This window comes from Bacillus sp. AK128 (assembly GCF_053903075.1).
This window is the reverse complement of record NZ_CP096379.1, coordinates 3152121-3174082: the sequence shown is the minus strand read 5'-3', so window position 1 is coordinate 3174082 and position 21962 is coordinate 3152121. Positions and strand designations below refer to the sequence as shown.

General features: G+C 36.3%; 28 protein-coding genes, 1 tRNA gene and 1 other annotated feature. Of the genes, 15 read left to right on the top strand and 14 right to left on the bottom strand.

Features of this window, described 5'->3' with window-relative positions; genetic code table 11:
• The 5 genes from spoVAD (at position 1) to M1D60_RS15915 (ending at position 4011) form a co-directional block, all read left to right on the top strand.
• Positions 1-1014, top strand: coding sequence for a stage V sporulation protein AD (spoVAD, locus tag M1D60_RS15935; protein ID WP_456275821.1), 1014 nt, complete (start codon positions 1-3; stop codon positions 1012-1014).
• On the top strand, positions 1014-1370 hold the full coding sequence (gene spoVAE / locus M1D60_RS15930) for a stage V sporulation protein AE (RefSeq protein ID WP_456275820.1): 357 nt from the start codon (positions 1014-1016) through the stop codon (positions 1368-1370). The genes spoVAD and spoVAE overlap by 1 nt, the downstream gene beginning before the upstream one ends.
• 124 nt (positions 1371-1494) lie before the next feature.
• Positions 1495-2361, top strand: a complete 867-nt coding sequence (locus tag M1D60_RS15925) for a DUF421 domain-containing protein (RefSeq protein ID WP_456275819.1) — start codon at positions 1495-1497, stop codon at positions 2359-2361.
• 432 nt (positions 2362-2793) lie between these two features.
• Positions 2794-3075 carry a hypothetical protein gene (locus M1D60_RS15920; protein ID WP_456275818.1) on the top strand — a complete coding sequence of 94 codons (282 nt, stop codon included), beginning with the start codon at positions 2794-2796 and terminating at the stop codon, positions 3073-3075.
• 18 nt (positions 3076-3093) lie between these two features.
• A complete protein-coding gene (locus tag M1D60_RS15915) occupies positions 3094-4011 on the top strand; it encodes an MBL fold metallo-hydrolase (protein ID WP_456275817.1) in 918 nt (305 codons plus the stop codon).
• Here the strand turns inward: M1D60_RS15915 and M1D60_RS15910 are convergent.
• Positions 4001-4687, bottom strand: a complete 687-nt coding sequence (locus M1D60_RS15910) for a DUF421 domain-containing protein (RefSeq protein ID WP_456275816.1) — start codon at positions 4685-4687, stop codon at positions 4001-4003. The two genes, M1D60_RS15915 and M1D60_RS15910, sit on opposite strands and share 11 nt — an antisense overlap.
• 140 nt (positions 4688-4827) lie before the next feature.
• On the opposite strand from M1D60_RS15910, the gene M1D60_RS15905 reads away from it, so the two are divergent.
• Complete coding sequence (locus tag M1D60_RS15905; protein ID WP_456275815.1) at positions 4828-5808, top strand: sodium-dependent bicarbonate transport family permease; 981 nt, start codon at positions 4828-4830, stop codon at positions 5806-5808.
• A 69-nt stretch (positions 5809-5877) separates the two neighbouring features.
• Here M1D60_RS15905 and M1D60_RS15900 read toward each other — a convergent pair whose 3' ends face one another.
• From M1D60_RS15900 to M1D60_RS15875, 6 genes are all read right to left on the bottom strand, one after another.
• Positions 5878-6318 carry a GNAT family N-acetyltransferase gene (locus M1D60_RS15900; protein ID WP_456275814.1) on the bottom strand — a complete coding sequence of 147 codons (441 nt, stop codon included), beginning with the start codon at positions 6316-6318 and terminating at the stop codon, positions 5878-5880.
• Positions 6312-6827 carry a YjcG family protein gene (locus tag M1D60_RS15895; RefSeq protein ID WP_456275813.1) on the bottom strand — a complete coding sequence of 172 codons (516 nt, stop codon included), beginning with the start codon at positions 6825-6827 and terminating at the stop codon, positions 6312-6314. Before M1D60_RS15895 ends, M1D60_RS15900 begins: the two co-directional genes overlap by 7 nt.
• A gap of 73 nt (positions 6828-6900) precedes the next feature.
• The gene (locus tag M1D60_RS15890) at positions 6901-7629 is read right to left on the bottom strand and encodes an alpha/beta hydrolase (RefSeq protein WP_456275812.1); all 729 of its coding nucleotides are present in this window, start codon (positions 7627-7629) and stop codon (positions 6901-6903) included.
• A 312-nt stretch (positions 7630-7941) separates the two neighbouring features.
• The gene (locus M1D60_RS15885) at positions 7942-8442 is read right to left on the bottom strand and encodes a metallophosphoesterase family protein (RefSeq protein WP_456275811.1); all 501 of its coding nucleotides are present in this window, start codon (positions 8440-8442) and stop codon (positions 7942-7944) included.
• A gap of 9 nt (positions 8443-8451) precedes the next feature.
• Positions 8452-8772: a hypothetical protein gene (locus tag M1D60_RS15880; RefSeq protein ID WP_456275810.1), complete on the bottom strand. Its 321-nt coding sequence runs from the start codon at positions 8770-8772 to the stop codon at positions 8452-8454.
• A 125-nt stretch (positions 8773-8897) separates the two neighbouring features.
• Entirely contained in the window at positions 8898-9143 is a 246-nt protein-coding gene (locus tag M1D60_RS15875; protein ID WP_456275809.1) for a hypothetical protein, read from the bottom strand.
• A 131-nt stretch (positions 9144-9274) separates the two neighbouring features.
• Between M1D60_RS15875 and M1D60_RS15870 the strand changes: the two genes are divergently transcribed.
• Positions 9275-9346: transfer RNA gene (locus M1D60_RS15870), tRNA-Val, on the top strand.
• A gap of 217 nt (positions 9347-9563) precedes the next feature.
• The gene (locus M1D60_RS15865; protein WP_456275808.1) at positions 9564-9848 is read left to right on the top strand and encodes a thiamine-binding protein; all 285 of its coding nucleotides are present in this window, start codon (positions 9564-9566) and stop codon (positions 9846-9848) included.
• 120 nt (positions 9849-9968) lie between these two features.
• Here M1D60_RS15865 and M1D60_RS15860 read toward each other — a convergent pair whose 3' ends face one another.
• Positions 9969-10430: a DUF6241 domain-containing protein gene (locus tag M1D60_RS15860; protein ID WP_456275807.1), complete on the bottom strand. Its 462-nt coding sequence runs from the start codon at positions 10428-10430 to the stop codon at positions 9969-9971.
• A 441-nt stretch (positions 10431-10871) separates the two neighbouring features.
• Here M1D60_RS15860 and M1D60_RS15855 point away from each other — a divergent pair, with 441 nt between their 5' ends.
• The 4 genes from M1D60_RS15855 (at position 10872) to M1D60_RS15840 (ending at position 14759) form a co-directional block, all read left to right on the top strand.
• Positions 10872-11498, top strand: a complete 627-nt coding sequence (locus M1D60_RS15855; RefSeq protein ID WP_456275806.1) for a fumarylacetoacetate hydrolase family protein — start codon at positions 10872-10874, stop codon at positions 11496-11498.
• A gap of 231 nt (positions 11499-11729) precedes the next feature.
• Complete coding sequence (locus M1D60_RS15850; RefSeq protein WP_456275805.1) at positions 11730-13475, top strand: carbon starvation CstA family protein; 1746 nt, start codon at positions 11730-11732, stop codon at positions 13473-13475.
• Positions 13476-13536: 61 nt separating this feature from the next.
• Positions 13537-13803: a cory-CC-star protein gene (locus M1D60_RS15845; RefSeq protein WP_456275804.1), complete on the top strand. Its 267-nt coding sequence runs from the start codon at positions 13537-13539 to the stop codon at positions 13801-13803.
• A 14-nt stretch (positions 13804-13817) separates the two neighbouring features.
• A complete protein-coding gene (locus tag M1D60_RS15840; protein WP_456275803.1) occupies positions 13818-14759 on the top strand; it encodes an ArsA family ATPase in 942 nt (313 codons plus the stop codon).
• A gap of 55 nt (positions 14760-14814) precedes the next feature.
• On the opposite strand, the gene M1D60_RS15835 is transcribed toward M1D60_RS15840, so the two are convergent.
• The 4 genes from M1D60_RS15835 to M1D60_RS15820 form a co-directional block, all read right to left on the bottom strand.
• Entirely contained in the window at positions 14815-15006 is a 192-nt protein-coding gene (locus tag M1D60_RS15835) for a hypothetical protein (RefSeq protein ID WP_456275802.1), read from the bottom strand.
• A gap of 103 nt (positions 15007-15109) precedes the next feature.
• Entirely contained in the window at positions 15110-15304 is a 195-nt protein-coding gene (locus M1D60_RS15830) for a hypothetical protein (protein WP_456275801.1), read from the bottom strand.
• Between the two features lie 198 nt (positions 15305-15502).
• Positions 15503-15763 carry a hypothetical protein gene (locus tag M1D60_RS15825; RefSeq protein ID WP_456275800.1) on the bottom strand — a complete coding sequence of 87 codons (261 nt, stop codon included), beginning with the start codon at positions 15761-15763 and terminating at the stop codon, positions 15503-15505.
• 136 nt (positions 15764-15899) lie between these two features.
• Positions 15900-16616: a class I SAM-dependent methyltransferase gene (locus M1D60_RS15820; protein ID WP_456275799.1), complete on the bottom strand. Its 717-nt coding sequence runs from the start codon at positions 16614-16616 to the stop codon at positions 15900-15902.
• A 223-nt stretch (positions 16617-16839) separates the two neighbouring features.
• Here M1D60_RS15820 and M1D60_RS15815 point away from each other — a divergent pair, with 223 nt between their 5' ends.
• Positions 16840-17421, top strand: a complete 582-nt coding sequence (locus M1D60_RS15815; RefSeq protein ID WP_456275798.1) for an ArsR/SmtB family transcription factor — start codon at positions 16840-16842, stop codon at positions 17419-17421.
• A gap of 10 nt (positions 17422-17431) precedes the next feature.
• Positions 17432-18784: an MFS transporter gene (locus tag M1D60_RS15810; protein WP_456275797.1), complete on the top strand. Its 1353-nt coding sequence runs from the start codon at positions 17432-17434 to the stop codon at positions 18782-18784.
• A gap of 4 nt (positions 18785-18788) precedes the next feature.
• Here the strand turns inward: M1D60_RS15810 and M1D60_RS15805 are convergent, their stop codons facing one another.
• Together M1D60_RS15805 and M1D60_RS15800 are read right to left on the bottom strand one after the other, a co-directional pair.
• The gene (locus tag M1D60_RS15805; protein WP_456275796.1) at positions 18789-19052 is read right to left on the bottom strand and encodes a hypothetical protein; all 264 of its coding nucleotides are present in this window, start codon (positions 19050-19052) and stop codon (positions 18789-18791) included.
• A gap of 178 nt (positions 19053-19230) precedes the next feature.
• Positions 19231-19641 (bottom strand): hypothetical protein, encoded by a 411-nt coding sequence (locus M1D60_RS15800; RefSeq protein ID WP_456275795.1) that lies wholly within the window; start codon positions 19639-19641, stop codon positions 19231-19233.
• 132 nt (positions 19642-19773) lie between these two features.
• Positions 19774-20039 (top strand) — a binding site (T-box leader).
• A gap of 134 nt (positions 20040-20173) precedes the next feature.
• Here M1D60_RS15800 and metG point away from each other — a divergent pair.
• Positions 20174-21802 (top strand): methionine--tRNA ligase, encoded by a 1629-nt coding sequence (gene metG, locus M1D60_RS15795; protein WP_456275794.1) that lies wholly within the window; start codon positions 20174-20176, stop codon positions 21800-21802.
• The last annotated feature ends 160 nt before the right edge of the window (positions 21803-21962 follow it).

The window sequence follows — 21962 nt, the reverse complement described above, 5'->3', positions numbered from 1 at the left end:
ATGACTCAAATGCAACGTACATGGGTGTTTGAAAACAAGCCTGTCATTACGGCTTCTGCAGCAGTTGGTGGTCCTTTTGAAGCAAATGGAAATCTAGCAGATGACTTTGATATTCTCCATGATGATTTATGGATGGGTGAGGACACCTATGAAAAAGCTCATAAGATTTTATTAGAGGAATCGATATATAAAACGATTGAAAAAGCTAACTTAACAAAGGACGATATTCAATTTTTATTTGCAGGTGATTTAATTAACCAGATTACACCAACTAGTTTTGCGGCGAGAACACTTGGAACTCCTTATTTTGGATTGTTTGGTGCATGTTCAACCTCGATGGAGGGACTTGCCCTGGGATCGTTTATTGTTAATCATGGTGGGGCCGAGCATATCGTGACCGCCGCTTCGAGTCATAATTCTGCAGTGGAAAAGCAATTCAGATATCCTACTGAATATGGAGGACAAAAGCCGCCTACTGCACAATGGACAGTCACTGGTTCGGGAGCATGTGTGGTGAGTAAAACCGGTCAGGGTCCACGTGTTACCTCTGCTACGATAGGTAAGGTAATGGATTTGGGTCTTAAGGACCCTTTCAATATGGGAGGAGCAATGGCCCCTGCTGCGGTTGATACGATTGAAGCTCATTTTAAGGAGAGGCAAATTGAACCTTCCTATTATGACTTAATTCTTACAGGGGACTTAGGGAAAATCGGAAGAAAGATTGCATTAGACTTGATGACAGAGCATCAACTTGGGATTGCTCCAGACCAGTTTAAGGATTGTGGATTATTAATTTACAAGGACGACCAACCGGTTATGGCAGGAGCTAGTGGTCCTGGATGCTCAGCAACCGTTTTGTATGGACATCTATTAAACAAGATGAGAAAAGGAGAACTAAAGAGAATATTGGTTTGTGCTACTGGTGCGCTCTTATCTCCACTTTCCTTTCAACAGAAGGAATCGATTCCTTGTATCGCGCATGCGGTTTCCATTGAATATGGAGGTGAGGCATAATGCTTGGAACATTCTTTTGGGCATTTGTTGTAGGTGGCCTTATTTGTGTAATTGGACAAATTATGATGGATGTATTCAAACTGACTCCAGCCCACACATTGAGTACATTAGTTGTAGCGGGTGCTATTCTAGATGGTTTTGGCCTTTATGAGCCGTTAATTGCCTTTGCCGGTGCTGGAGCTACTATTCCGATCACGAGCTTTGGTAATTCTCTTGTTCATGGTGCGTTGGAAGAAGCAAAGCAGCATGGGATTATTGGGGTTTTAACTGGAATGTTCGAGGTAACAAGCTCTGGTATTTCAGCTGCTATCATCTTTGGGTTTATTGGTGCCTTAATATTTAAACCTAAGGGATGAAAGAAGTGCTGTTCGTATAGTGGTGGAGTAAGGTAAAAATCCAAGGTATCGGATTCTTACCTTCGAAGGACTACCTTCGATAAGCAAAGATTTTAGTAAAGAGCCTAAAAAAGAGAGGGATTTTATGCCTGAGTGGCTGCATGTTATCATACGATCTATTTCTATATTAATAGGACTTTTTTTTATATTAAAAATCCTAGGAAAAAAACAATTATCACAGCTTTCCTTCTTTGAGACGATTGTTGGGATCACAATAGGTGATATAGCAGGGACAATTTCTATGGATTTAGCCGTTTCGTATGTACAAGGCCTTGCAGCAATTTTTATTTGGGCATTAATTCCCTTTCTCTTGGATTTTTTTGCTGTAAAGAGCAAAAGATTTCGTGATTTTGTGGAAGGAAAGTCGACCGTTTTTATTAGAGATGGAAAAATATTAGAGAAAAACTTAACAAAAGAAAAATTCTCTGCTGACGAACTGCTGGAAATGCTTCGTAAAAAAAATGTGTTTAAAGTAGCTGACGTCGAATTCGCCTCTTTAGAACCTACAGGTGATTTAAGCGTCATGTTAAAAAGAGAGAAACAACCAATAACTCCACATGATCTTAATCAACATCCAAAATCTGAAAGAGAACCTCAGGTTATTATAATGGATGGAAAAGTCTTAGATGATTATTTATCAACACTACAACTAAGCGAAAGTTGGCTACAGAACGAGCTTGAAAAGAATGGTGTGAGGAAAGAAGAAGTGTACCTTGCACAAATTGATGGAAACAACCAACTTCATCTTGACTTATATGATGATGACCAGCAACGAACTAACTATACATTCGAATCGAGAAGAATATCAGCAACCTTAAAAAAATGCCAAGCAGAGCTAGAATTAATAAGCCTTCAAACAACTAACAAAACCATTCAAACCTTCTATCAACAACAAGCTACCCAAATGTCCACACTCATCCAAAACCTAGATTCCCATCACCAAACACACTAACGCACTAAAGCGGTGGGGGCCTGTCCCCCGTCACGGTGCTGCGTTAAAGGAGTGGGGGACAGGCCCCCGGCGCGTTAATGTGGTGAAGGATTCTTTATGGATTTCCACATTTGACCCGGTACACTTGTCCAGTCAGTTCTGGTCTAGCCACATAGTATATAGAGAACAGATTCCCAAATGCTAATTTCTCTTAACCCTTCGCCTCAGGTGAAGGGTCTTTTTTATATAGTCTCTGTATTTGTCTAAGAATGTCAGAAAAAGTTGTATGTTTTTGGCTGTTTTATAACAAAAAACGTCAATGTTTTTAATAGGCATATTAGATAATGGGACTAGGTTATGATCTGAACGTTTCATGGACATAAAAACATAAAATTATACGAATGGTTTAGTAAGTGAAAAAAGTGGGTAAATAATTAAGGAGAGGTGTTTAAAATGGGTTATATACTTCCAATAACTAGGCATGAATATACGCAATATGCGAACCGTATGTTAAAAACTGGAGCATCCCCATTTGTATTACCGCAAGTTGCTAAGGTATCATTAGAAAAGCGATTAAATGATCAAACCAACCACGAGCAATTTGAATTCGAAGCTTCTGAGGAGCATAATATTACTGCTCAATCTACCACTAAACAGCAAGTTAAGCCGACATTAAATTATCAACTAATCTCAAAAATTACTGGTAAGGGTAGAAATATAGACGAGGCAATTTAATGATAAGGATCAACTAAAATGGAATTTATAAAAATATTTGAAGATCATTACTACTTTAAAGCAGCTGTTAATATCGGTTATGTACATCAATCAAAAGAGGGGATGGGGCTTTTAATTGATGCAGGACTTGATTCCCAGAGTATGAAAAAGGTGATTAGGAGGTTAGATGAAGAACAACTTCCAATTACGCATCTTTTTATTACTCATTCCCACGCAGATCACTATGGTGGTGCGGCTTATCTTCAATCTAACAAGAAGGTTTATACAATTGCACCCTATTTAGAGGAGGCAGTGCTCCGCAATCCGATTTTGGCTTCATTATCCTTTTATCAAGCTAATTATCCAATCAGGGATCTTCGTAACAAATTTATAGAAGGACAGGCTATCCAAGTAGACCAGGTAGTAAATGAAGGGTTTGTAGAAATAGATGGGTTTACCTTGGAAGTGATCTCACTTCCTGGACACAGTATGAATCAGATGGGATTGAAGGTAAATAATCTTTTGTACGCAGCTGACTCTTACTTTGGAAATGACTCCTTACAAAAGCATAAAATCCCCTATATTATTGATCTTGAGCAAACCCTAACATCATTAGATAAACTAAATAGTCTATCTTGTTTTGGGTCGATTCCAGGACACGGTGTTTTTGAGGAAGAGTTTAAAAATACGGTTAACGAAAATATAAAAATTCATTTAGAAATTCTAGATACAATGAAAATAGTTATTGACGAGAATCATCTAGGGGTTAGTCATGAGCAGTTGATTCGCGAAATGTGTGAAAAAAGAGGTATTGAATTAAAAAACCTAACATCGTGGGCCTTATATCGAACGGCTATAACTGCGTACTTAACGAAGCTCTACGATGATCAAGATGTAACTTTAGAATTACATAATAATACTCTCATGATAAAAAAGAGGGAGAAGCCTAGTATTTAATTACATGAAGGGCTTCTCCCTCTTTCCATTCTGCATATAAGCAATCTTTAATTCGATTGCATCCATGTACTTTTAATTGACTTAACAACCACTCACGATTAACGCCTGCCTCTATTATATTATCCTTTACAATCTCCCCATCTTGAATGAGGGCTATAGGCAAATAAGTGGGTTCTTCTTTAATATTTAAATCTTGTTTCGTTGGTGTATCAAATTTTGATTTCTTTAATATACTAACCGTTCCATCTGTCTCTAGAAGTGCATATTCTACTTCCTTAATTGAGAAAACATCTTTCTTCCGCAATAGGTTTTGAAGTTGGTTAAGATCTAAATTATTTGATTTAAGTTCCTTGTAATTAATTTGACCTCTGTGAATAATGATAAAAGGTCTTCCCTCTAGTATATTTCTAGATGCCTTAAATTTTTGAGTAATAAATTCAGTAAAATAAATGAGGAACCCCCAAATTGTCACGACATATAGGATTTGCCAAAAATTAATATCTTTGTCATGAATAGCTCCACCGACTAACTCACCTAGAACAAGTGAAGAAATGAAATCAAAGGGAGTTAATTGATTAATTTGAGTTCTGCCAAGTGCTCTTGTTGTAATCATTAAAGCAAGATATCCAACGACCAGCTTAATTGCAAGCCCTGCAAAATCCATAGTTGTCACCATTCCTCTCTTTTATAGATTGCACAGGTATAGATGGATTTATGAGAAAACATATGAATTTATAAAAGCAACGCTGATATGTTATTAAATGAATGAATATACTCTGAATAGGAATACTAAATACAAAAAGGGGCAGGACACAAATGGGGCCAGTACTTGAAGTCATTTATACAAATTTACTATCTCCACTCATATTATTTTTTATTATCGGAATTATCGCCACACTCGTAAATTCAGATTTAAAAGTACCCGAGGCTTTTTATACCGGGTATACGATGATTATCCTTTTAACAATAGGTATAAATGGGGGTAGAAAATTAAAGAACGCCTCTTTCAGTGAGATGTTCCTAACCATTATTGCTGCTTTATTATTAAGTTTATTTATGCTAGCGATTACCTATCTAATTGTTAGAAATATGTTCAAGTTTGATTCAGCTAACTCTTTAGCGTTAGCTGCACATTATGGTTCGGTTAGCGCAGTCACTTTTGTAGCCGGCTTGTCGTTCCTTGATAAAATGGGTGTTGGTTATGAGGATTATATGCCAGCAATTTTAGTAGTAATGGAAGGTCCGGCGATTGTGGTGTCCATTGTTATATATAAGATGATGGTCCAAAAAAAAGCAGGTTCTACCTCAGGGTTAGGATCAGTGGTGAAGGAAGCTTTTTTTGGAAAAAGTATCTTTTTACTATTAGGTGGCATTGCTATCGGATTCATTGCATATGAAGCTGAATTATTAAAAATCGAACCATTTTTCGGAGATTTGTTTTATGGAATTTTAAGTATCTTTTTATTACATATGGGCATGATTGCTACCCAACAAGTGCGTGATATAAAGGGAGTAAAATGGTTTTCCTTTGCATATGTATTTATTCTGCCTCTTATAGGAGGTATCAGTGGAATTCTAACAGGAAGTATTATTGGATTATCAATTGGAGGAACATTTATCTTAGGAGTATTAACTGCAAGTGCTTCCTACATTGCCGCACCAGCAGCCATACAACACGCGATTCCAGAGGCAAATCCAGGTGTATATGTCGGGTCTTCACTGGGTTTAACACTTCCCTTTAATTTAATCTTTGGCATTCCTTTTTATTATTGGTTTTCAAACGTTATTGTTAGTTAAGAATATGAAAACGAAAACAACCCAAATCAATGTTGATTTGGGTTGTTTTTATTTAATGAAGCAACCGAATTAAACTTCTTTAATCATGGTTACATGAGGAATTCCAGCATCCATGAATACATCATCGGAGATCGTTTTATAACCAAGCTTCTCATAAAAACCTTCTGCGTGAGTCTGGGCATTAAGCTTTAATTTATGAAAACCTTTATCTCTCGCAACTTTTTCCAAGGCATCCATAATGTGTTTTCCTAATCCTAGGTTACGATGGGATGAAAGGACACAGATTCTTTCCATCTTTCCAATTCCGTCTACTTCACGTAATCGTCCTGCTGCAACAGGCTCTTTTTCATCATCATACATCACAACATGAGTACATTCGTTTTCATACTGATCAATCTCTTCTTCTTCTGGTACTTGTTGTTCATCAACAAATACAATACGTCGTACCTTTAGTGCATCAGCAAATTCTTGTTCATTTGTTACTACTTTTACTTTCAAATTTTTTAGCATTCCTTTCCTAAGTGGAATGTTTCGTGAACAGTCCACGACCCGTTTTCTAATTGATACAATAGTTGGAATCGATCAATCGTCTCTTCATAGTTAATTTTTAACATTTTCAGGGAGCTTAGCACATCTGAATGCTCATCATCTGATAGGTTTTGGGCAATGGTAATATGCGGAACATAAGCGAATTCACGGTCAGATGATAAAACACCAGTATGCATTTTATTGTGTAGTTCTTCTAATTCTGACTTTGCTTCAACTCCAAAATAAATAACATTATTAACTGGATGGAAGGAGCTAACCTTATATACATTTACTTTAAAAGGTTGAATTTCTGAAGCAATTTTATGTAATTCTCGAACAATCGTTGTAACCTCATCCTCAGTTGTTTCAAAACCACTTTTTAAAGTGATGTGTGGAGAGATAAGGGCATAGTTCGGATCATATCGTTTTCGATACGAATTAGCATAATCTTGTAGTTTTTTTGATGGAAATATTGCAATACCATATTTCACAAGTAACCCTCCCTAAATTTTATCAAGTATTTTTTGCTAACATTATATCAAATAATTTAGCTATAACCTATAGTTAGTCATTTAGGATATAGTGTAATGCTTTCTTTAAATCAGGCTGCCAATAGGTCCAGGTATGATCTCCGTCAAATTCATCACAAAGTGCTTCAAAGCTTTTGGTTTTAATTAGCTCTGAAAGCTTTCGATTTGGAGTAACAAAATCTTGTATAGTACCGTCTGTTGTCTTAACTGAATCTTCTTTTGTTCCAAAAGTATGATAAAGTTGCAACAAATGTGGAGATGAAAAGCTTTCAATTTTCTTAAGAATAGATTCATCGACATAGGGAGACTGCATCATGATTTTTCCAAAGGTATGAGGGTACTGTAGCCCTGCTAACAATGAAATCGTACCGGCTAATGAATCCCCAATTAGTACCCTTCCACGTCCCATTTGATATGTAGGGTAATGATCATCTAAAAAGGGCACTAATTCATGAGCTAAAAAGCGTATGTATGCATCCTTTTGACTACCTTCCGGGTGATATTTATCACGTCGATCTTGTACATTTCGATAAGGTATACCAACTATAATACTATTTGGTACCCTTTTGTCTTGAATAAGCTCTTCAGTAACACGGGATATTCTTCCTAGATTGAAATAATCCTGACCATCTTGTGCAATGACGAGATGGTATTTATATAAAGTAGAGTAATTGGAAGGCGTATAAACGACTAGTGTCATTTCTTCCTGAAGGGATTGACTATAAAATTTTATTTCTTCAGTCTTTCCGATGTTTTTGTCCATATGTAAGCCTCCATTCAATGTTGCTTTTTCAAGTTTTAATAAATTTAAGCAAGCGCTTAAATGATGATTTCTTATATTGTAGCATAAAAGAAGAAAGAGTCCTTGTATATTGAATTAGATTTTCTCAGTAATAGTATCGGGCAGTTTTTCATACGTTTTTACTGTTACAAGGGTAATTGAGTTCCAATTCCTGATGGTTCGATTTCTGGAGGGGCATGCGGTGAGCCTCGCACCTTCCGCTCCAATTAATTAGTTTTAACTTTAGTGAATTTTTTAACAACAGTTTTCTAGAAAAAAGCCTAATATATTGAATTAACTTCTTGAACAAAATAAATGATTGATTGAAAAATCACCATCAGCAATATGAATAACTCCAAACGAATAAAGCGGATGTCGGCGTTTATCAGTGGGAGAACCAGGGTTAAATAACGTTACCCCATTTACAATTTTATAAATCGGTATGTGAGAATGTCCAAATAAAATAAGATCTACTTTATTACTTGAAAAGGTATTATAGGCCCGTTCTTCAGTGTTTTTTCCTTTGCCTAGATGACCGTGAACTAGTCCAATATTTATGCCGTTAAATGACACAATTTTTTGATATCCAAGTAGAGTAACAATATCCACATCATCAACATTACCCGCAACACCATCGATCTTAATCATGCCTTTTAATGTAAGATAAACATCTACGGACTGCCAGTCACCAAGGTGAAGGAGGTGATTAGCTGTTTTAATTTCATCAATAAGCTTTGCTGGAAGTTCCTTCGCTTTCTTCGGAAGATGGGTATCTGATAAAACAATTATTTTCATCCAGTGCTCCTATTGTAAAAAATTTGTATTATCTTGCAATTGTTGTATCTTCATTTCTCCTTTCTCAGATATAGGAGTGATGGTGAGTTCATAATAACTTTGATTAAGGACATCAAGGTAGAGCTCTACATCTTGATTACTACCTAATATCCATCGGTTTGGGTCTTTTATACTTTTCTCATATTTAATATCAATCAGTAACTGAGCACCCAGATCATGGATAAAACGATCGAATATAAGTCCTGAAGCATCATTTTCAAGCTCATTACTTAGCTCCATAGCATACTGACTATTAGTGAAGTAAGTTGTAGGTATTCTATATTTCTTCATATATAATACTCCCTTCATTGGTTTATATTTAGTTTACGGAATCAATGATCTGTTATGTAGAAAAAATAGGAAAAAAACGGTGTGTTTTCTGAAGGAGTCTAAGAAGGTAAGTGAGTAGCAGTAAGCTACTGAATCTTTCTGCTGCCAGCTAGTGAAAGTCGAGTTTTGACCGGGGAGGCAGATAAAATATTTTGAAACGAAAAGGATCTATTTGCTTTTCTAAGTTGACAATATCCGTTGACATAATACGGAGTTACTCTTCTTATAGTAAAAACTCGATGGGATAGCTGGCCAGATGAAGAAAGGTAAATGATTTCAGCAGCTTGATTTTCTGCTAATAAACGTTCAAAAAGTGGTTGGAAAGAACCCATGTAATCACCTCTTTATTATTATATTAGAACATATGTTCCTAATCAAGTTGTTTATGATCATTTATTTTAGAAAATAGTGGACATTGACAATCTGAAAGATTTTGGGTATATTATTTCTACATTGTTAATCTGACTTGTTAGCTCAGTGGGAGAGCACTTCCTTGACAGGGAAGGGGTCGTGGGTTCGAATCCCTCACAGGTCATCAACTAAAAACCCTTGTGAAGCAAGGGTTTTTTTGCTTTCAATAAACCTCTGAAGTTGTCTACCTTGATATGATATCCCAACTTCTTACAAAAAATAGCTAATTTAATAATATCTTCAAAAAAACCTAGTGTTCACATTTACTAGGTTTTTTTATGTTTAAAGACGTATTTAAAATGGTATATGTAATATAAAGAGATTGGAGATGAGAAAATTATATGGCAACCGTTACAGCAGGTTTTCAAGTACTTCCAAATGGAAAGGATATGGATACTGATGGAGTGATTCCAGAAATGATTGAGATCGTTAAGGAATCGGGATTGAAATATGATATTGGTCCTATGGAAACAGTGGTAGAAGGAGATTTTGATGAAATTATGCTCTTAGTTAAAACGACACAGCAGGTTGGTATTAATAGAGGAGCAACAGAAGTATTGACGAATCTAAAAATACATTATAAACCTGATGGAGTTTCTATAAAAAATAAAAGAATTCATCAGTAGCTAGTAATTAAGTAGAAGGATTCAATTCTTTCTACTTTTTTACATAAGAAAAGACTATATAAAAATATCAAGATCCCTCTTTTTGAGAAGAGGGATTTTATTAATAGGTTTTAAATTAACTTACTCAAAATGCTCTTCAACAAATTTTTGCTCTTCCTTAGGGGATAAAACACGAGTAGCTTCGCCAATATTACCATTTTGTAGCTTCCATATAGCATTGTGATCATCATCTGCTCGCGAAAAATCACCGTTATCCCAACGATTTAGTATGGATAGGTAAAGGCTAGCATGCTTATAATCTTTCTGATTAGTTTCTATAATTTCTTTTAATCTGTTAATTCTTTCCGGTGTTATACGAATAGCCCCCCACTTCTCTTCAGCTTTTACCTTTTGGTGGGACATGAAGTGAATGGCAGTTTGGATTTGATTTTCTTTCATCCCAAACGGAAATAATTCTTCTACTGGTTTGTCGTCTTTGACAATATTTTCGGATAACCTTGTTTGATTCGTAAAATTCTCTGCAATTTGCTTTTTCTCAAAGTTGGTTGTAGCAGTATTGTTCCAAAACATATAACCAAACATGCCAGCCATCACGATCATCGATACACTAACAACTTTAATTTGTAGTCTGTTTATTATGTAAACCTCCTAACGAGTGAAGCTTATCTCATGTCGCAAACTCTAAACCTTTCCTTAATAAAAATTACGAGTGAATTTCATAATTATACCAAAATTTGTAATAAATAAGGAGGTCCATTAAGTGAATTAAATCATGTAGAAGTATGTGTTAAATTGTTTGAAACTCTATCTTCTGAAATATATTCAATGGATTTGTAATGTTGTATATTTGTAATACAAATAATTTTTGTACTTATATTCCTTACATTTAAAAATTCTTAGATTAATCGTGCAACTATATGTGAGGCTCTAAGTGTTCTAGCGGTAGAGGACTGATTAAATCAACGCAAGCTGAAGCTAGTTGATCAATGAATAAGTAAATAAAAAAAGAAAAGGGAGATTAAAATGGTCGAAGTAAAGAACATTTTTTGTATTGGAAGAAACTATGCAAATCATGCGTTAGAACTAGGAAATGAGATACCTTCTTCTCCGATTTTATTTTCTAAACCCACTCATGCATTAGTGAAGGCTGATGGGAGTACAATTCAGTTTCCAGCTAATCGTGGAGAAATTCACCATGAACTTGAAATTGTTATACATATTGGCAAAGAAGTACCTGAGGAATTTGAGGTTGAAGATGTAGTGGATCAACTAGCTCTTGGGATTGATTTTACATTAAGAGATGAACAATCAAAGCTTAAGGACAAGGGGCATCCTTGGTTAAAGGCAAAAGGGTTTAGAAATTCTGCTATTATTACAGAGTTTTGGAAGTTTCCTGGGGTAACCGCTTGTGAGAAAGTGGAGTTCTCTTTACTTAAAAACGGTGAGGCAGTTCAAACTGGAAATATAAAAGATATGATGTTTGACTTCACACAAATTATTAAACAATGTAACTATTATTTCGGTCTGCAAAAAGGCGATATTATTTACACGGGTACACCAGAGGGAGTGGGACCTATTCAGAATGGTGATACTCTGCAATTACTGTGGAACCAAGAGGAAAAGGGGAGTGCTAAGGTAGAGCTTAATTAAAAGAAGTTAACAAAGTAGGGTTATAGGGTTTAGTTAAAGTAGTAATTACAAGGCTTGGAGTAGATCCAAGTCTATTTTTGTTGAGAAGAATTACTAGAGTAAATAATAGTTTATTTAAAAAATTCAGATAATAATGTTGACAACGCTTTCATATATTATTACTATTCAATTAGACCCAGCAATTATTACCTAGTACTAAACCTTGAAAATATGAGTATTGGAGGGAATGAGATGAACAGTATTTGGCTTGCGATTATTGGTACCGTTGTCTTTGTGTTAGGCTATCGTTATTACTCCAAGTTTGTAGCAGAAAAGATTTTTAGGTTAGATCCAAACTATGTCACACCAGCACATCAGTTTAATGATGGAGTAGACTTCGTTCCAACGAAGAAATCCATTTTATGGGGTCATCATTTTACATCCGTAGCCGGGGCAGCGCCGATTGTTGGTCCTGCGATTGCCGTATATTGGGGCTGGTTACCTGCTTTATTATGGGTAATTTTAGGAACTGTGTTTGCGGCAGGTGTGCATGATTTTGGAACACTTGTACTATCTGTAAGAAATAAAGGACAATCAGTTGGAACATTAGCAGATAAGCTAATTGGTAAACGAGCAAAGCTATTATTCTTATTTATTATTTTAATTTTAGTATTAATGGTAAATGCGGTGTTTGCATGGGTAATTGCGAACTTATTTATCAAATTCCCAGCGAGTGTCATCCCTGTATTTATTGAGATTCCATTAGCTATTTGGATTGGTTATACCGTTCATAAGAAAAAAGGTGGCATGCTACTTCCGTCTTTAGTAGCTTTGGCTGCTATGTATGGAATGGCTGTTGTAACATCACTCGTACCTGCACTTCAAATTGACTTAGTTAGCTATTTTGGAGGAGCAGAGAATACCACACTATTTGGATTAAATGGTGTATCACTTGCCTTCTTTGTTTGGATTATTATCTTAATGGTTTATTGTTATATTGCTTCAGTATTACCGGTTTGGAAGCTACTACAGCCAAGAGATTATATTAACTCCCATCAGTTAGTGGTTGGCTTAGTGGTGATGTACTTAGGATTATTTGTTTTACGTCCAGACATTACGGCTCCTATTACAAATCTAGATGTTGCGGACAAATCGTGGTTACCATTATTATTCATCACGATTGCATGTGGAGCAATATCAGGTTTCCACGGACTTGTTTCTTCTGGAACTACTTCTAAGCAGCTTGATAAAGAGACAGATGCTCGCTTTGTTGGATATCTTGGTGCAGTGGGAGAGGGCTTTCTTGCGTTAATTTCGATTATTGCGTGTGTGACCGTATTTGCCAATGTTGGTGAATTTAAAGAGGCTTATAGTAGCTTTGGTGCTGCTAATGCAGGTGGATTAGGTAACTTTATCAATGGTGGAGCCCAGCTTGCAACTGGAATTGGTATTCCTGCTGGTATTGCTGGAACAATTATCTCAGTAATCGTCGTAAGTTTTGCAGCCACAACATTAGATTCTTCGGTCCGTTTAATGAGATATATCATTGCCGAGTTAGGTCAAGAGTATAAAGTGAATGCATTAACAAAGACGCATGTTGCAACATCTGCTGCTGTATTTGCTAGTGCTGCACTCGTTCTTTTACCAAAAGGTCCTAATGGATTTGGATCTGGTGGATACTTATTATGGCCACTATTTGGTACGTCAAACCAGTTATTAGCAGGAATTAGTTTGCTGCTTATCTCCATCTGGTTGAAACGACTAGGAAGAAATTATTTGGTAACCTTTATACCAATGGTATTTATTCTCCTTATGACCGTTTGGGCGATGGTACAGCAAGTGTTCTTTGAGTGGTCGGGTCTGGGAGCAACCGATGCGAATCTACTTTTATTCATATTGGGTAGTATCATCTTAGTATTTGCGATCTGGATTGTGTTAACTGCCTTTAAGGAACTTTCAAAAAAGGATGATCCAACGAATATTCATACAAATATGTAGGGAAGAGAGGAGCCCGTTTTATAAGGGTTCCCTTTTCACTTTTCGTAAGTAGGTGAAGGAAATGGAAAAGGGTATAACTGCCTTGAAGAAGTTATTTCAACTTTATGATGAGATTTTATCTGTTCAACATCGGACAGAGATTGCTAGAGAGTTAAGAGATGAGGATGATTTATTTTTATTACTTTGTATGTCAGAAACATTAGGACTACCAAACCCAGCTTTTTATTATACATTGGAGCTTTATCCTTATATCCTTGAGAAATTCCATGATTGGCATTTACGGATGGGGATGGAGAAATCACCACTAGATGGAATACGCTGCTGCTAAAGGATGATGTGACTATGTTAATGAATAAGAAAATAATCTTTGTCGGTGGAAAAGGTGGAGTAGGGAAGTCAACGAGCGCTGCGGCACTTGCTCTTTTACATGCAAAGCAGAATAAGAAAACCTTACTGATTTCAACTGATCCAGCCCATAACGTTGGGGATATTTTTCACATTGAGCTGAAGAATCATGCAACTAGGGTGGCATCAAATTTAGATGCACTTGAAATTGACCCAACCTTGGAGTCGAATCGTTACATTAAAACAGTGAAGGAAAATATTCAGGGTGTGGTGAAGTCAACGATGCTTGACGAGGTGAATAGACAGATTGATGCCGCAAGCTCTACTCCAGGAGCGGAGGAAGCGGCATTATTTGACCGGATTGTTTCAATTATTTTGGATGAAGGGGAGAATTACGAAACCATAATATTTGATACTGCACCAACCGGTCATACTATTAGACTGTTAACCTTACCTGAATTAATGAGTGTATGGATTGATGGTATGCTTGAACGGAGAAAGAAACGGAATGACAATTATGTTCAGCTTTTGAATGATGGTGAGCCGATTGAGGACCCGATTTATCAAGTGTTGCAAAAGCGTAAGGAACGATTCGCAGCAGTTAGAAAGATTTTACTGGATCAAGCGATTACAGGCTTTATCTTTGTATTAAATCCGGAAAGACTTCCCATATTAGAGACCTCTAAAGCGATTAAGCAGCTCCATAAGCATCAACTCGAGGTGGAAGGGCTTGTTGTGAACAAAGTGTTATCTGAAGAAATTACCGGGGACTTTTGGAGAAAACGCAGAGAGACTGAGGGTGAATATTTAGAGTGGATTGAAAGGGAGTTCTCAAAACAGGAGATTAGATATATACCTTTATTTGAAACAGATATCAATTCAGTCGGTTTATTAGAAGACTATGCAGAAAAGCTAGAAGTTCAATCGAGTGTTCACTAATAGTGACAAGAAAAGGTAGGTCCATTTAGGATCTACCTTTTTGCTGTGTGTTTTTTTAAACCTCTTCTAGCCTTGATACCGTCTTACTACACTGCTGAATTGCTTCTTCAACAGCTTGAAGCGAATCTTGGATCTCATTTCGATTCGAATCTCTCTCAACCGTTTGAAGAGCATTCTGAAGGTTTTCCCTTGCAGTAGTTAAAGCCGAATATGTTTCTTGAACATAGCCTCTTGCATTCTTTTCCATAATCATCCTCCTATCCATCATTACGATTTTTAGAGTGTACGATTCATCGCAAAATATGTATGACGATATGAAATTAAATGAGTGGAGTAAGGAGGAATCAACACTATTTAATAAAGGTTTTAATCGTATGAAAGATAAGCGGAATACTGCAAGCTACAAATAAGATTAATCCAATAATCTGAATAGGTCCTCTTAAAGAAACAATAAGGTCACCTAATACCGAAACACTAGGAACGGGAAACATCATAAAAATAACACCCACAATAAATCCATAAAATAACGTTCGCTGTCGATCCATCAACATATCCTCCTTAAATAGGCTTATCCCATTATATGAAGGAACCAACCGGTTTAGAGATGGAACCAGTTTATAGATTGAAAAAAACACTTCAACACACTAAAGTGGTGGGGGCCTGACCCCCACTACGTTAATGCGATAAAGGGTAGGAGTAAAATGAAAATAATTAACTTGATTGATTTAGAATAACTGGTGAGTTTACCAGAAAAATGCGCCTGCTAGTGCAAGACCTGCAATTGCACCTAGTGCTAAACTATAGCCATATCCACCATAGCCGTAGCCACCGTAGCCACCCCAGTATCCGTAACCCAATCCACCTCTAGTTCCAACTGGTTCGATGAAAACGTGAGTGCGTGTTACTCTCTGGATACGACCTACATGTACACGTCCTCCGTGTTCATTAATTCGAACTAACTTACCTTGGTATCGACAACATAATCCATACATATCATGTGACATTCTATCTTACCTCCTTTGTTTGCATAAGTGAACTAGTCGACTAGTTATCTTTGCTTCAAAAAAGATAATCAGTCAGCTATCCTATACGCTAATATCTTATGTGTAGAAGGTAAGGAGAGATTGTACATTTGACTAGTTAAGCTTTTTTACAGAAAAATACACGAAAACCCAGCTTGTTTTTATATTGCTGTGTAAGCTGCTCATGTCGATCTAATAAATCAAATAAAGTTGGATCAATACCAGGACTAATATCAAATTCAGTAAAATCATCAACTTCTAGTAGTAATTCTTCAAGATCTATGGAAACAGCTTTAACATCAGTGAAACCCGCGATATTTAATCTACTAATCCACTCTTCTTCAGTTAAAATTTCGTTAAAATGATAAAAGTCAATAATTTCTGTTGATTCAAGTTGATCCATAGCCGCTAATTCTGTCATTTCAATTAGAAGTAGCTCACCTTTCTCCTTTAGAACCCTTGCATACTCTGTTAAGGATAAGCTTATGTCAGTAAAGGCGGTAACTGATTCTGATAATACATAATCAAACTTGTTATCTTCAAATGGTAGATGTTCAGCTGAACCTTCCTTTATGTGCACGGATTGATCATCTATTGATAGACGAGACTTAGTTTTTTCTATCATGACTGGATGGTGGTCAATCGCATATAGCTGACATGGAAAATGATTAGATATATAAGCAGTCGTTTGTCCAGTTCCACATCCAACCTCTAAGAAATGAGTATGTTGGCTGAGATTAAGTTCCTCTAATACAGCCCTCGACAAAGTTAAACCTCCTGGATGTGCCCCGCCTACTCCCAGAAGGGCAAGTAAATCTGTATATGAATAAGTCATTTCAAAGCTCCTTTGCTTTATATCTCTTAAAAGCATATGCATAAAACTGGTTATTGGTCATAGTTTTACAAGCTTAAGAATTTCAAAAAAAATAAAAGGTAATTTTGTCGAATGGTTTTTACTGTTAAATTATTGTAATTTATTCCAAATGAATATATAATCAAGAAAAATAACTCATTCAAATTTTCTTGAATGATAAATAAAAACTGAATGGAGTTTTAAAATGAAGCAGTTAGACTATTTTGAAGTGAAGAATCTTCAGCAAGCCAAAGTCTTATCTCATGACCTACGAATGAAAATTATTAATATGTTCAAGGATGATCAACCAAGAACAGCTAAACAAATAGCAGACCAACTAGAATTGCCTGCATCAAAGGTTCACTATCATGTTAAAGAACTTGTTAAGTTAGAGTTACTGATTTTAACTGAAACAAAAATAAATGGTGGGATTGTAGAAAAGTATTATCTTCCTGTTGCTAAGGTTATTCGCATAAAGCTCTCAAGAACAGAGGGAGAGGGGATACACGAATTTAGTGAACAAAGTCAGATCATTAACAGTTCCTTACGCGATTTTCGAGTCAGCCTTTTAAATTCAATAGAAAAAGCACAAAAAGATGAGGAATTTTTTAAACCTTTATTCTTTCAGATGAGTCACGCAATGCTAGATGAAGATCGAGATGAATTATATAAGGAATTAAGAGCATTGTCAGAGAAGTGGAATCAACGGATTGATAATAAAAAGTTAGATGATTGCAAAGGTGAAGAATACAATTTACTCTTATCTTTTTATAAGATGACCGAGTAGGAGGATGACGATGATGAAGAAAAGTTTTAATACTTTTTTAGTGATCTGGATTGGGCAGCTTGCTTCGGTAGTCGGTTCAGGATTAACCTCATTTTCATTAGGGGTATGGGTATTTCAAACAACTGGATCGGTTACATTGTTTTCACTCATCATCATGTCAGCTGTGTTGCCAGGGATTATTGCAGCACCTTTCGCTGGCTATATAGTGGATAAATGGAAGCGAAAATATGTGATGATTGCGGCCGATTGTTTAGCGGGCCTAAGTACGTTAGTAATTTTTATCCTATTATCAAGTGGTAATCTGGAAGCATGGCATATTTTTATTGCAGCAGCGATTTCATCCTTCAGTAGTGCCTTTCAATTACCTGCCTATCAGTCAACGATTGCTTTACTCGTCCCTAAAAAGAACCTCGGAAGAGCAAACGGCATGGTTCAAATGGCAGATTCAATTTCTATGATCATTGCCCCATTGGCAGCGGGTTTTTTACTTGGCTTTATAGGGTTAAATGGTGTTATATTAATTGACTTTATTTCATTTTTAATAGCTGTATCTACTTTGATTTTTGTTAAGTTACCTGAACTTACTAAAGACGTGAAAGTAGAGAAAGCCCCATTTATTAAGGAAGCTCTAATGGGATGGTCTTATATAAGAGAAAGACCAGCGCTTATTGGTATGTTATTTTATTTCGCTTTCGCTAATTTTTTATTAGGGTACCTAAATGTTCTACTTCAACCGCTAATATTAACCCTAGGAAGTGAAAAGGCATTAGGGGTAGTAATCTCTATTACGGGTTGTGGAATGTTAGTAGGAAGTGTGCTAATAAGTGTTTGGGGAGGAATGAAAAATCAAATAAAGCAATTTTTATTGTTTGGCTTTTTTAGTGCAATAGGTGTGAGTATAACCGGACTGGTACCATCTATTGCTGTTATCACGGTGGGAATGTTTATCACGATGATCTTATTACCTTTTGGAAATACTGCTAGTCAGACGATATGGCAAAGGAAGGTTCATCCAAATGTACAAGGAAGGGTGTTTGCACTAAGACGAATGATTGCTCTATCCTTATCACCGATTGCTTATATTACGGCAGGTCCAGTTACTGAAAAAGTCTTTAATCCTTTGATGGTTGAGGGTGGATTGTTGGCAACTAGTATAGGTGGTTTTATTGGTGTAGGAGAAGGACGAGGAATTGGATTACTCTTTCTAACATTGGGTATTTTATGGGCAGCACTAAGTATAGGATGTTATTTACATCCAAGGATTAGGAATTTAGAAGTAGAGATACCAGACGCCATTGATGATGAAGCGGGAGTCTTAACTGTAAGTTCAAAGGAACAAACTGTTGTGACTGCTGAAGTATAATAGTCTAGTTGAGGGTAATGGCATTTTCGTTTAGTTTAGCAATAATTGATTGTTCAAGGTCGTTGGAGTAAAGTCCCTTTATATCTAAAAAATCTTCTGTTTTCAGACAGAAGTGTAAATGTTCTTTCACTTCATAATAGTCTTCTTTGTTAATGAAAGAACACTGAAACAGAGAGTGTTCAACTGGATCATTTTCACACAGGTAGACGATAGTGGTGGCATTCTCGTTTTCCGTTTTATCAATTATTTTGTATGGTGAATCTCCCATGTCTTCCACCTCCTTACATGTAAGAATGGCCAGAAGTAATAAGAGAAATACCTTTATAAGGAAAAAAATATTAGGAAGTTGGAATTCTAGGAATCTACCTAGGTGTTCATTAAGTTCGACAAATTTCTTGGGAAATAAGAATAAGGGGGATTATCCCCCTTTTCTTAATATTTGAATGCTATTCAAAATCGACTAAAATCATATCACTATAAAGTTGACCTTTTTCTTTCCAGTTTAACAGTAGCCCTATTTTCTTTGTACTTGCTGGTTCATAATATTGTTGGAAAATAAAATCTTTGTCTTGAGGTAATTCGTTTATGATGACAGAAGTGAACAAAGGAAGTTTCAAGTCAAGAATCGAGCTTTCAAAATAACCATCAATCGATACCTGTTGTTTGACGTGTTCATTATTTAATACTTGAATCCAAAGTGAGTTATTATTAGGGGAATGAGGAGTTTTAATTTCCTTAATTTGGATATTTATATGATCATTATAGTGATGACAAGGAAGAGTGCATGTTTTGGCCGCAATAGAAGAAGCAGGGACCATTAAGAGTATAATAAATACCAAAGAAATAATTCTATACAAGTGTAAAATACCTCCTTTAAGTGAATTAAGTATTAGTTTTTCTAAAATGATGAGAATCTATTAGGAAAAAACAGAAATTTTTATTTGATTCAAAAAAGACTTGATTTTCACTTTGTATTCTGACAGAATATGTTAAAAGCTGTGAAGAGAAAAGTACAATACCATGTTCCTCCCCAGAGAGCTTCGGTTGGTGAAAAGAAGCAGGAACTACTATTGGAAAATGGCCTCTGAGCTGTGCACCGAGTCCTTAGGAGGTAGGCTGCAACGGGAATTGGCATCCGTTACAAATGTCACGGTATCGAGCACATTGCATTGGAGATGCTCCGTACCTGTTGAGACCAAAGGTGTAAACCATTGGTGAAAAAAGGTGGTAACACGGGGATAACCTCGTCCTTTTACAAGTGAACTTGTAAAAGGACGAGGTTTTTTTTATTCCTTTGAATACTTTATCTCATTAACGTAGTGGGGGACAGGCCCCCACTGCGTTAATAGGATAAAGCATTTTATTAAAATGTTAAATGGAGGGGTTAAGATGGCGGTGTTTATAGGAGGGGCCTGGCCCTATGCAAATGGTTCACTTCACTTGGGGCATATTTCGAGTTTACTACCTGGAGATATTTTGGCTAGGTACTTTCGTTTAAAGGGGGAAGAGGTTCTTTATGTTTCAGGAAGTGATTGTAATGGTACGCCCATTGCTATTAGAGCTAGACAGGAGGGGAGAGATCCTCGGTATATTACAGATGTCTATCATCAAGAGTTTGTAGATTGTTTTCATAAGCTTGGATTCACTTATGATTTATTTACAAGGACAGACTCTGTTAGTCATCATAAGGTGGTACAAAATATTTTTAGTAAGTTATTGGAGAAGGGGTTCATCTATAAACAAACGGTAGATCAATCATACTGTAAAGGTTGTGAGCAGTTTCTGCCTGATCGTTATGTGGAAGGTTTATGTCCACACTGCAATGCCGAAGCAAGAGGTGATCAGTGTGATAGCTGTTCCTCTATTTTAGATCCTCTAGAATTGAAAGAACGGTCATGTAAATTATGTGGTTCCCCACCTACTGTAAAAGCAACGGAGCATTTCTACTTTTCTTTATCTAGCTTTCAAAAGAAAATAAAAGACTATGTGAAAGAGGGAGAAGAAGATGAGCGGTGGAGAAGAAATGCAATTACTTTAACAAGGAGATATCTGGAGGAAGGATTACAGGACCGTGCAGTGTCACGAGACTTACCAATTGGTGTTCCTGTCCCAGTGGCAGGGTTTGAAGATAAGAAGATTTACGTATGGATTGAAGCTGTTTCAGGTTACTTATCCGCGTCAATTCAGTGGGCGGAGCTTGAGGGGAAGGACTGGAAGAAATATTGGTTAGAAAACACTAAAGCATATTATGTACATGGCAAGGACAATATTCCATTTCATACTATTATATGGCCAGCTCTTCTTCTAGGTATAGGAGACTTAAAGCTGCCCAGTCATATTATTTCGAATGAATATCTTACGATTGAACGGAAGAAATTTTCTACAAGTAAAAACTATGCAATTTGGGTGCCAGAACTATTAGAAGATTTCCATCCAGATTCAATCAGGTACTATGTAACAATCAATGCACCAGAAAAGAGAGATGCTGATTTTTCTTGGCAAGAATTTGTTCATTCTCATAACGGGGAATTATTAGGGGCTTACGGAAATTTAGTAAATAGAACATTAAAGTTTATAGAAAAATCATTTGATAGAAAGATTCCAACTGGGAAAATAGATCAAACGATTAAGGGTAGGCTAACCGAGCTGTATCATATTACAGGCAGTAAAATAGAAAAAGGTGAAATAAGATCAGCGCTAGAAGGTGTATTTGAATTGATTCGTGAAGGAAATAAATACTTTGATACTCAAAGACCCTGGATTGACTACAATGAAGACTTGGAACAGTGTAACAACACCTTATATACATGTGTTCAACTGATTGCCAACCTATCAATCCTACTTTCCCCGTTTTTACCATTTTCAACAAAACAGATAAGAGACTTTCTTCAAATAAAGAGAATCAGTTGGAAGTATATAGAGGTGGAAGCTTTATCAATTAATAAAACGTCCATTCTATTTGAAAAGATAGATCCTGAAGTGATTCAAACAGAGAGAGCGAAACTTGGTTTAAAATGAGATAGGCTTTAGCACATTAACGCAGTGGGGGTCAGGCCCCCACTGCGTTAATGTAGTAAAGGGTCAAATCGTTCATAAAATTCCTCTATATTCCTAGTGAAGTTTTATGTTAAAAGGTAGTGTGTGTTTGATATAATAGTTGGGTACATTTGTTTAGGAG